Source organism: Tardiphaga sp. (assembly GCF_028290785.1).
GTDB lineage: Bacteria > Pseudomonadota > Alphaproteobacteria > Rhizobiales > Xanthobacteraceae > Tardiphaga.
In genome coordinates this window covers 41,956-52,558 of the sequence record NZ_JAQGJD010000324.1, presented here as the reverse complement: position 1 = coordinate 52,558, position 10,603 = coordinate 41,956, and the positions used below count along the sequence as shown (strand labels likewise).

At 64.1% G+C, this 10,603-nt stretch carries 12 protein-coding genes; 3 read left to right on the top strand and 9 right to left on the bottom strand.

Translation table 11 applies throughout. The features are described 5' to 3' along the window. Positions 1-707 (bottom strand): glycosyltransferase family 25 protein (locus JWR89_RS20650; protein WP_299719588.1); only part of this gene is annotated, 707 nt, incomplete at its 3' end. Positions 708-1,448: 741 nt separating this feature from the next. Between JWR89_RS20650 and JWR89_RS20645 the strand changes: the two genes are divergently transcribed. Next, the gene (locus tag JWR89_RS20645) at positions 1,449-1,967 is read left to right on the top strand and encodes a hypothetical protein (RefSeq protein ID WP_299719585.1); all 519 of its coding nucleotides are present in this window, start codon (positions 1,449-1,451) and stop codon (positions 1,965-1,967) included. Between the two features lie 138 nt (positions 1,968-2,105). Then, the gene (locus JWR89_RS20640) at positions 2,106-2,885 is read left to right on the top strand and encodes a FadR/GntR family transcriptional regulator (protein WP_299719583.1); all 780 of its coding nucleotides are present in this window, start codon (positions 2,106-2,108) and stop codon (positions 2,883-2,885) included. A gap of 159 nt (positions 2,886-3,044) precedes the next feature. Here the strand turns inward: JWR89_RS20640 and JWR89_RS20635 are convergent, their stop codons facing one another. The 7 genes from JWR89_RS20635 to JWR89_RS20605 form a co-directional block, all read right to left on the bottom strand. Then, positions 3,045-4,337 (bottom strand): TRAP transporter large permease, encoded by a 1,293-nt coding sequence (locus JWR89_RS20635; RefSeq protein WP_299719581.1) that lies wholly within the window; start codon positions 4,335-4,337, stop codon positions 3,045-3,047. A 27-nt stretch (positions 4,338-4,364) separates the two neighbouring features. Beyond that, complete coding sequence (locus JWR89_RS20630) at positions 4,365-4,886, bottom strand: TRAP transporter small permease (RefSeq protein ID WP_299719579.1); 522 nt, start codon at positions 4,884-4,886, stop codon at positions 4,365-4,367. 176 nt (positions 4,887-5,062) lie between these two features. Further along, positions 5,063-6,067: a TRAP transporter substrate-binding protein gene (locus JWR89_RS20625; RefSeq protein WP_299719577.1), complete on the bottom strand. Its 1,005-nt coding sequence runs from the start codon at positions 6,065-6,067 to the stop codon at positions 5,063-5,065. A 228-nt stretch (positions 6,068-6,295) separates the two neighbouring features. Further along, positions 6,296-6,829 carry a DUF2478 domain-containing protein gene (locus JWR89_RS20620; RefSeq protein ID WP_299719575.1) on the bottom strand — a complete coding sequence of 178 codons (534 nt, stop codon included), beginning with the start codon at positions 6,827-6,829 and terminating at the stop codon, positions 6,296-6,298. A gap of 46 nt (positions 6,830-6,875) precedes the next feature. Then, positions 6,876-7,007 carry a hypothetical protein gene (locus JWR89_RS20615; protein ID WP_299719574.1) on the bottom strand — a complete coding sequence of 44 codons (132 nt, stop codon included), beginning with the start codon at positions 7,005-7,007 and terminating at the stop codon, positions 6,876-6,878. A 69-nt stretch (positions 7,008-7,076) separates the two neighbouring features. After that, positions 7,077-7,676 carry an NAD(P)H:quinone oxidoreductase gene (gene wrbA / locus JWR89_RS20610; protein WP_299719571.1) on the bottom strand — a complete coding sequence of 200 codons (600 nt, stop codon included), beginning with the start codon at positions 7,674-7,676 and terminating at the stop codon, positions 7,077-7,079. Between the two features lie 90 nt (positions 7,677-7,766). Beyond that, positions 7,767-8,465, bottom strand: a complete 699-nt coding sequence (locus JWR89_RS20605) for a pirin family protein (protein WP_299719569.1) — start codon at positions 8,463-8,465, stop codon at positions 7,767-7,769. A 93-nt stretch (positions 8,466-8,558) separates the two neighbouring features. On the opposite strand from JWR89_RS20605, the gene JWR89_RS20600 reads away from it, so the two are divergent. Next, on the top strand, positions 8,559-9,494 hold the full coding sequence (locus JWR89_RS20600; RefSeq protein WP_299719567.1) for a LysR family transcriptional regulator: 936 nt from the start codon (positions 8,559-8,561) through the stop codon (positions 9,492-9,494). Here JWR89_RS20600 and JWR89_RS20595 read toward each other — a convergent pair. Next, a complete protein-coding gene (locus JWR89_RS20595) occupies positions 9,486-10,562 on the bottom strand; it encodes a glycosyltransferase (protein WP_299719566.1) in 1,077 nt (358 codons plus the stop codon). The genes JWR89_RS20600 and JWR89_RS20595 overlap by 9 nt on opposite strands. Between the last annotated feature and the right edge of the window lie 41 nt (positions 10,563-10,603).

Below are 10,603 nucleotides of genomic sequence, written 5' to 3'. Positions count from 1 at the left end.
TTCATCCAGCGCTTCAAATAGCGCCGCCGAAACTTCTGCACGGCGAACTGCACGCGCAGCCGTAGCTGGCCGTGGCCCTTGCGGTCGAGCGAGCTCTTGAACGCGCCGTTGAGGCTGCCCTGCTCCGCCAACGGCGGCTCGGGCCACAGAAATGGAATGCCCATGGCGGGATCGCCCGAGTTGAAGGCGATGTCGATCGGCTCGTGCATGGGATGCCGCGCGATCCAGTCGAGCCGCGCCTGCGCTTCGGGTGCGCCGAGCACATAGGCTTCCATGTTGCGAACGCGGTTACCGGGGTAGACGATCTGGCCGGCGCGGAGCTGCGCCGCCGGGGTGTAGAAATTGGTGGCGGCGCCGAGATGCAGAATGCGCGGCCGCGGCCAGCGTTCGGCCTCGGCCAGCACGCGCGCGAGCTGCGCGCAAAAATCCGGCACCAGCTGCGCATCGTCCTCGAAGATCAGCGCCTGGTCCTGGCCGCGCTCGCAGATCCGCTGCATGGCGACGATGTGCTTCAGCGCACAGGATTTCTGCCGCAGCGTCAGGTCGGCGCCTGCCGCGAAATAGGCCTGATCGACGTCGGAGGTGATCTCATCGGCGTCGAAATCCAGCACCCACTCGAAGGCAATGCCGGCGCGGTCGAGCTCGCGCTGGATGTGATCCGTGCGCTCGGGCAGCGATTTGGCATGGATCACATAGGCCGGCAGCATCGATATGTCTCTCCGCAACGGATCGGCCGGCGCAGCGCGCCGCCAAATGCCCGTATAGGGTCAAAACCGCCGGGAGGAAATGGCAGCGCACGGCGCCCGCCAACGAAAAACGAGCAGGCAATGCTGGGACTGCGCGCCCCGAATTGCCTGCTCGTCGAAGACTGGAACGCTATTGGCTATCCGCGTCCGGCGCCGTGATTGACACAGCGAGCGATCCTGTTTTCTTCGTCGGGACAACGGCACGGCGCAAAATCCGTTCCGTTCGATCTGGAATTTTCGTCTGCCGGCCGCGCCGGAAACAGCACAACCGCATCGCCATTTGCCCGCCACCAGTGCGGGCGTTGCTATTTTCGCGGCGGGCTGGACTTGGCCGCCGTGGCGCACGATTTTCCGGTTGTCGTCTGCAAGGACGTCAAGCCGCGCCGGATGCGCGGCGGTACCGGACCCCGACATGCGACTGAACAGCCCCATTCTCCGCAAGCCGCTCGCCAGAACCTGGCGCATGCTGGCGTCGATCGTCGCCGTGGCGGCTGAGGGCCTGCGCGCCACCGGCGCCTGAGCGGCCCGGTCACGGTCGACGTCAACAATCCCTGTAAATCCCACTGGCGATGGCTGACCGCGTTGTGCCTGCGCCCGCGGCCGTGGCAGATTGGCCGCGAGTCGCCGTTATCTTTATGTTGAAGGTATGGAACTACGGTACGCGCCGGAGCGACGAGAATTTTGTTCGGGGGACTTGGGACCATGCGGCTTGTGCCGATCAGCGACGCCGACCGGTCCTGGGGGTCGCTCAAGGGCCAGTGGCGCAAAGCGGCCGAAGCCATCGAAGAGGATTTTTCGACCTTCGCGCTCGGCCCGTTCGCGGCGCTCGATCTGCAGATGCAGCAAGGCGGCAAGGCCGGGCTGTTCGGCCTCTATGACGGCACGGTCCCGCACGCTTTCTGCCAGGTCAACAAGCTGTTGATGGCCAAGTTCGAAGGCCCGGTGCTACGCGCGCGCTTCATGACGGTGTCGCCGCTCTATGATTTTGGCGGCAAGGATCTCGCCGGCTACGGGCAGTTGCTGATCGAGCTGTTTTCCGGAATCGTCTGGCTGTCGCGCAACACCATGAGCGCCAGCCACGTGCTGTTTCACCTGCGCAGTCCGGCCGACGCCCAGTTCCTGGCGCCGCTGCAAAGCGTCGGCCCGGATTCGCCGTTTGTCCGGTTTGCCATCAAGGGCGCCTGGGTGGAGTGCGATCTTCGGCTTCCCGACGTCGAGTAGCCCCCGGGCCTGCTGCTACTCCTTCGACGGCTGCTCATCGCCCCCAATCCATGCCGGCCTTCTTCCTCCCCTGTAGAAGAGGGAAGACGCAGCGCGGACCTTGCCCGGCCACTCCCGCGGTGATAGCCAAGTTGTACGATGACCGTACAAGACAAAGCCAAGCCCGCACGCAAAAAATCAGGCGCTGCATCGTCCCCGCCGCTGCTGCGGCCGCTCGATCCGGTGCGGCGGCGCACCGAGGAAGTGGTCGAGCGCATCGCCGCCCAGATTACGGAGGGGCAACTCCCCGCCGGCGCGCGGCTGCCGACCGAACAGGCGATGATGGCGGCGATGGGCGTCAGCCGCACCGTCGTACGCGAGGCGATCTCGGCGCTGCGCGCGCGTGGCCTGGTGATGACCCGGCAGGGCGCCGGCGCATTCGTCAATTCGGATCCTACCCAGCAACCTTATGCCATCGATCCCGACGGGCTGGGTTCGCTCGGCAGCGTGATCGAGATTCTTGAACTGCGCACCGCTGTCGAGATCGAGGCCGCCGCGTTTGCCTCCGAGCGTGCCACCGCGACCCAGCTCAAGACCATCGCCCGGGCGGCGGCGACTTTCAGCCGCGCCATCGCCAATGGCGACCGCGCGGTGAAGGAGGATTTCGACTTTCATTTCGCGATCGCCATCGCCACGCAGAACTCGCGCTTCGTCGGCTTCCTGGAATTTCTCGGCGGGCTGATCATCCCGCGCCAGAGCATCCGTACCTTCGAGGGTAACGCCGAGTTGCAGACGCGCTATCTCGAAAGCGTCGAGCGCGAACACCAGGTGATCGTCGATGCGATCACCGCGCGCTCGCCGCGCAAGGCCCGCGACGCCATGCGGCGGCATTTGTTGAACGGCAAGGAACGGTATCGGCAGTTGGCGTTGGAAGTTTAGGCGGGCCTCTTCGCTGTCGTCCCGGACAAGTGAGCGAAGCGAACGCCTATCCGGGATCCATACGCCGTGCAGGTTTAGCGAAACGGCCGAGCCGCGATCGTAGCGTTACTCAAATCTTCAGCGTGTGAGTCCCCGCCTTCGCGGGGACAACAACTGCACTCACCTGAACCCGAACGCGTGCGGCAGCGCCATCGAGAACCACGGCACGTAGGTCACCAGCATCAGGACCGCGAACATCACGTAGTAGAACGGCCAGATGCCCTTCATCACCTCGTCCACCGAGACCTTGCCGATCGCGCAGCCGACGAACAACGTGGTGCCGACCGGCGGCGTCAACAGGCCGATGCCGAGGTTGAGCAGCATGACGATGCCGAAATGCACGGGGTCGATGCCGAAATTCTTCACCACCGGCAGCAGGATCGGCGTGCAGATCAGCAGCAGCGGCGCCAGATCGAGCGCGGTACCGAGCACCAGCAGCATGATGTTGAGCCACATCAGCAGCACGTATTTGTTGCCGGAGATCGCGACAAAGAATTCCGTCATATGCGCCGGCATCTGCATGATCGCGGCGACATAGCCGAAACAGGACGCGGTGGCGACCAGTGTCAGCACCATCGCCACCGTCTGCAGGGTGCGATAGGTCAGCATCGGCAATTCCGACCACTTGTAGTCGCGGTAGATGAACATGGTCACGAAGAAGGCCCAGACGCAGGCGACCGCTCCGGCCTCGATCGGCGTGAACACGCCGGTGAGGATACCGCCGAGCACGATGACTAGCGTGACGATGCCCCAAGTGGCGTCGCCGAGCATTTTTACCGCCTGCTTGATCGGCACCGGCTCACCCTTCGGGTGGCCGTCGCGATAGGCGAAATACAGGCACAGCAGCATGATCGAGAAGCCGAGCAGCAGGCCCGGCACGATGCCGGCGAGGAACAGGCTGGTAATCGAGACCACGCCGCCGGTGGCCAGCGAATAGATCACCGCGTTGTGGCTCGGTGGCACCAGGATCGCCTGCACCGACGCCGAGATGGTGACGTTGGTGGCGAACACGCGCGGATAGCCCTGCGCCGCCATCTGCGGGATCATCACCGAGCCGATCGCCGACGTATCGGCGACCGAGGATCCGGAAATGCCTGACATGATCGTGGTGGCGAGAATGTTGACCTGTGACAGGCCGCCGCGAATCCGCGTGAAGCCGACCACGACGGCGGCGAAATCGACAAGCCGCTTCGCCATGCCGCCTTCCGCCATGATGGCGCCGGCGAGCACGAAGAACGGCACCGTCAGCATCGACACCTTGCCGACGCCGCTGGAGAGCTGCTGCATAACCGCGGCGACTGGAAGATCGATCCACAGCGCGCCGACCAGCGCGGCGAGCGCGAGCGCGAACGCGATCGGCATGCCGACGGCGAAGAACAGACACATGCTGAGAAGCAGAACCGCGATGTCCATGTCAGTCTTTTCTATCTGGTATGATGTTTAATCGAGCGGGATATGGGCGTCGCTGCCGTCCTGCGGCGGCGGCCCGATGGTCAGTCGCTCAAGCACGAACAGCAACATCATGGCGCCGCTGACGGGGATCGGCAGATAGGTGATGCCGACCGACAAAAAGGGAAACTCATCGACCGAATTGCCCCATGTCGCGTTGACCAGCTTCAGGCCCCAGATCACCATGAACAGGGCAATGACGCCCATCAGCAATTCGCTGATGAAGGCGGCATGAACGCGAAAGCGCGGCGGCAACAGGTTGGTGCCCACCGTCATGTTCATGTGAATGCGCTGCCGGTAGCAGTTGGCAGCGCCGATGAAGGTGACGGCGATGGTCAGTAGCACGGCCAGCGGCTCGGGCCACGATGCCGCGCTGTTCAGAATGTAGCGGGTGTAGACGGCCCACGGGATGATCGCCGAAATCACCACCAGTGCCACGCAGGAAAACACCGCTCCGGTCCAGTAGACCGTATTCATCGCACGCCGGAACAAGCCGGCGGGTTGATCTGGCATCGCCATCTCGGAACTGACTTGGGACATACTGACCTTGGCTGTGAAATTTCAGTGACGTGAGAGACGATATCGTCCGGCGCGAGCGTCGCGCGCGCAAACCAAAGAATGTATCCCACTGGGAAAATACATTCCGGACTGCTCCCCAAAGGTGGAGCGCAGCCCGGAATGAGGACGTGTTAGCTGACCGCGGTAATGCGCTTGGTCATTTCGGCGTATTTGGAGCCGTACTTCTCCCAGACCGGCTTGACCGCTTCCTGGAACGGCTTCTTGTCGATCTCCGTGACGATTTCGGTACCGACTTCCCTCATCTTGGCGAGAGAGGTTTTCTCGGCCTCGTACCACAGCACGCGCTGTTCGGCCTGCGCCTCGCGACCGACCTTCTTGACCAGCGCCTGATCGTCCTTCGACAGCTTGTCCCAGGACGCTTTCGAGAACACCAGCAGCTCCGGAATGATCAAGTGCTCGGTCATCGAGAAGTATTTTGCGACCTGATAATGGTTTTGCGCGATAAAGGTCGGCAGGTTGTTTTCGGCACCATCGACGACGCCGGTCTGCATCGCGCTGTAGACTTGGTCGAAACCCATCGCGACGCCGTTGCCGCCGAGCGCGTTCATGGTGTCGATGAACAGCGGATTGCCGATCATCCGGATCTTGAGACCCTTGAGATCGGCCATCGACTTGATCGGCCGCTTGCTGTTGTAGATGTTGCGCGAGCCGGCATTCATCCAGGCCAGCGCGACCAGGCCGGTCTTCTCGTTGGCGGTGATCTTGTTCAGCAGCTCAGTACCGATATCGCCGTCCAGCACCGCTTCCATGTGCTTGGCGTCGCGGAACACGAACGGCATGTTGAAGACGTTGACTTCATCGACGACCGGACCCACCGCGCCGACCGAGATGCGGGCGATCTGCAGCGCGCCGACCTGGGCCTGCTCGATCATTTCCTTCTCGCCGCCGAGCTGCATCGAGGGGAACATCTGGATCGAGAGGCGACCGTTGGTAGCGGCCTCCAGCTTCTTACCCATCTTGATCACGGATTCGACCGTGGGATAGCCAAGGGGGTGCACGTCGGACGCCTTCAGCACCATCTTGCTCTGGGCGAATGCGGGGGTCAGGCGACCGAGGCCGGTGGCGCCGACCGCGAGCGCGGCGAGGCCGCCCTTGACGACATCTCTTCTTCTCATGGACGAAATCCTCCCTGTGAATTTCCGGTTTTCGGCACTTTGGCCGGTTTTTTGTTTGCCCGTTGCGGGCAAGATTGCAGCTAGTGTAGGAGCACCCGGGCGCGTCGTCTATTCGCTTCGTCGTTCGGGGGCATCATGAAGTTGTACGATGACCCGACATCTAGCACCGCCGCGCGACAGCGGCAAGCGCGCACGATGCAACCGTACATGGACTTAAGTCGAGGGTGTCTAGGCGACTTCAGCCGGGCGCGCCTGGGACGCCGCCGTCCACCACGCCTCGAGCGCTGCCCGATCGCAGGCCAGGCGCGTGGCCATGCCGCCCGAGAACGCCATCCAGTCGTCGAGCCGCGCGACGGGCACCGCGATGACAACGGGAATCCCGGCGCTGAGGGCGCGCTCGACCAGATAGGACAGCCCCTTGCCGTCGCGCTCCTGACGGCCGAAGCGATTGATAATGACGAGGTCGGCGCCTGCGTCGATCGCGTCGGCCACCTGTGTGCCGGCGGCAAGCAACTGTCCGAGGTCGAGTTTGCAGCCGGTGGCACCGGGGCCGAGATCCTGGAACAGCCGCATGGTATGGCCGCTATGGACCAGCAGCGCGGAGAGCTGCGGCGCGGCTCCGCCGGACTGGCCCAGTTGCACCATCCCGACGGCGCGCCGTCCGCAGCCGTTCAACTCCGCCGCGAATGCGCGCAGCAGCGCGTCGGGATCCTGACTGTCGTCATAGACCAGCGCAGCAAGATGGGGAAAAGCATCGGACATGGCGCCAGACCATGCTGCGCCGGCACCGGAAAATCAAATCGCCGGATTATGAGCGGCCGCATTCCGGGCAGCGGTATTCGCCCCGGGTAACGCGATGCAGGCCGCGGCACATCCAGCGCCGGGCTATCGCGTGGATCGGCCGGCGCGCCAGCTGATAGATGAAATAGATGTCGAGCATCGTTGGAATCCTCAACTCGCCACCTTAAATAGGGCGGCGATCTCCTGCGAGAACGCCGCCCCGGTCGTATCAGCCATGCAGCTTCTTGGCGGTCTCGGCGATTACCTTGCCCTGGTAGCGGGCGCCGGCGAGCTCGTTCGCGCTGGGCTGGCGGCTGCCGTCGCCGCCGGTGATGGTGGTGGCGCCATAGGGCGAGCCGCCGGTGACTTCATCGAGCTTCATCTGGCCCTGGAAGCCGTAGTTGAGGCCGACCACCGTCATGCCGAAGTGCAGCAGGTTGGTGATGATGGAGAACAGCGTAGTCTCCTGGCCCCCGTGCTGGGTCGCCGTCGAGGTGAACGCGCCGCCGACCTTGCCGTGCAGTGCGCCCTTCGCCCACAGGCCGCCGGCCTGGTCGAGGAAGTTGGCCATCTGCGAGGCCATGCGACCGAAGCGGGTGCCGGTGCCGACGATGATGGCGTCGTAATTGGCGAGATCGTCGATGGTCGCGATCGGCGCGGCCTGGTCGATCTTGTAGTACGAAGCCTTGGCGACGTCGGCGGGCACCAGCTCGGGCACGCGCTTGATATCGACGGTGGCGCCGGCCTCGCGCGCGCCTTCGGCAACGGCGTTCGCCATGGCCTCGATATGGCCGTAGGCGGAATAATAGAGGACGAGAACTTTGGTCATGGTCAGTCTCCTGTTGGGTAGTGATGGTCAGATAGTTGAAACGCTGTCATGGCCGGGCTTGTCCCAGCCATGACGAACGAGAGGTGAGGGTCAGGCCGCGTCGACCAGCACCAGTTCGGAATCTTCCAGCGCGGTGATGGTGAAGCTGGCCTCGTTGCGGATCGCGACGCCGTCGCGGGCGTTGACGCGGATGCCGTTGATCTCGATGGCCCCCACCGCGGGCACCAGGTAGCCGTTGCGCGTCGCGCCCAAGGCGTACTGCGCGCTCTCGCCAGATTTCAGCGAGGTCGCGAGCACCCGGGCGTCGGCACGGATCGGCAGCGCCTCGGTATCGGCCGGAAAGCCGCTGGCGATGGTGACGAGACTGCCGGAGCGGTCCGACTTCGGAAACGGCTTGGCACCCCAGCACGGCTGGCCGCCGGCCTGCGTCGGCTGCAGCCAGATCTGGAAGATCTTGGTGGTGGAGGGCTCCAGATTGTACTCGGAGTGCCGGATGCCGGAGCCCGCGCTCATCACCTGGACGTCGCCGGCCTCGGTGCGGCCCTTGTTGCCCAGGCTGTCCTGATGGGTGATGGCGCCTTCGCGGACATAGGTGATGATTTCCATGTCCTTATGCGGATGCGCCGGGAAGCCGGTGTTGGGCTGAATCTCGTCGTCGTTCCACACCCGCAGGCTACCCAGACCCATATTGTCGGGGTCATAGTGGTCGCCGAACGAGAAGTGGTGCTTGGCCCTGAGCCAGCCGTGGTCACCGCCGCCGAGTTTGCTGAAGGGTCGAAGTTCGATCATGACGAAATCTCCGGGGTTGCTGTTGCATCGGAGATAGGCCCTCCTCTATGCTTCATAAATAGAAATGATTGAAACTCATCGTTTAGGATTTTGATGTCGAAACTCCCCGACTTCGAGGCGCTGGCGATCTTCGCCAAGGTAGTGGAGCTGCGCTCTTTCGCGGCGACGGCTGCCGAGCTGGGGCTGTCCACCGCCACCGTCTCCAAGGCGGTGAGCCGCCTCGAGGAGCGGCTCGGCGCCCGGCTGTTCAACCGCACCTCGCGGCGCATCGCGCTGACCGACGCCGGCCGCACGCTGGCGGTGCGCGCGGCGCAGCTGCTGGCCGATGGTGAACTCGCGGAGAACGAGGCGCTGGCGCAATCGGCGACCCCGCGCGGGCTGGTGCGGCTGGCGGTGCCGATGACCTACGGCACCAACACGCTGGCGCCGCTGCTGCCGGAATTTCTCGCGGCCTACCCCGAGGTCTCCATCGACCTCAACCTCAGCGACGCCACCGTCGATCTGATTGGCGAAGGCTTCGACGCCGCGATCCGCATCGCCTCATTGCCGGACTCCTCGCTGATCGCGCGGCGGCTTTGCCCGGTGCGACGCTTCGTGGTCGCGGCGCCGTCCTACTTCGCCAGATACGGCCGGCCGACGCATCCGATGCATCTCGCCGACCATAAATGCTTTGGCTACACCTATTTATCGACGCCCGGCGTCTGGCACTTCACCAATGCCGCCGGCGAGCAGGCCAGCGTGCGCCCTGCCGGACCGCTGCGCGTCAACAACGGCGAGGCGCTACTGCCGGCCTTGATCGCCGGATTGGGGATCGGCGACCTGCCGGACTTCATCGTCGGCGAGGCCCTGGCGAGCGGCCAGCTCGAGGCCGTGCTTGCCGACTGGTCGCAATCCCAGAGCGGCGTCTATCTCGTCACACCGCCGGGCGGTCCACGCCCGGCGCGCGTCGAGGTACTACTGGAATTTCTGGCGAGGAAGCTTGCGACGGTGGCCAGGCACGGCAAGGGCGACCAGCGACCATCAAGCTAGGCCGCCTTTCATCATCTGACCGTAAATCGCGAAATACTGGTCACGCAGGTGGGCGATATCGAATTCGGCGACGAAGTGCTGCGCCGTTCTGGCAATGTGCGCCGCTATGTCCGGGCGCTCCGCAAGGGCCACGATCTTGTCGGCGAGATCCTGCGCCGAACCGACCTTGAACTTGATGCCGTTCGAGCCATCGACGACAAGCTCCGCCGGCCCGTCCACGTCGGCGGCAATCACCGGCACGCCCACCGCCATGGCTTCGAGCAGCACCAGCCCAAAGCCTTCATAGCGCGACGGCAGCACGAAAATGTCAGCCTCGCCGAGGGGTCCCCGCACGTCGGTCCTGCTGCCGAGGAAACGAATACGATCCGACACGCCCTCGGTGGCGGCGAGCCTCTCAAGCTCCGGTACCGTCTTCTGATCGCCTTCCGGCGGGTCGCCGACGAAATCGCAACGGACATCAAGGCCGCGGGCATGGCAGAGGCCGACCGCCCTGATCAGGATATCCTGTCCCTTCTGCCGCGGGTAAAGACGCGCGACATTGACGAGCCGCAGTGGCGCGGCGAAGCCACGCCGCCGGGCAACGGCGCCGAATGCCGCGAGCGGAATGCCGTTGTGGACCTTGAACACCGCCGGCAACCGGACCGCGCGACATTCGCGCTCGACGGCCGCAGAGATCGCGATGTTCCAATCGACAAAGCGCCGATGCAGCCGCAGCCTGACGCGGTCCCATGAAGTAGCGATGCCGGTATTGTGGATCGTGTAGCCCACGCTGATCGATCGGTAGAGTTTGCTGAGCATGGCTAAATGCTTCGCTCCGCTGTCGTGGGCATGGATCACGCGAATGTCGTGCCGGCGGATAATACGTAGCAACGTCAAAACGATGCGCGGGTCGCGATCACCCGGCCGCCGTTTCAGGAAGTAGGTCGGGTGGCCGGCGGCGGAGAGTTCGCTGGCCAGATCGGCGTTGCACTGATCGTTGATCACAACGAAGACCTGCGGCACGCCGTGGCTTTCGCAGCAACTGGCGGCGAAATTGATGAGCAGCCGCTCGGCGCCGCCGACGGTCAACGACGAAATCAGCTGAAGTACAGACGCCACAGCTATGCCCC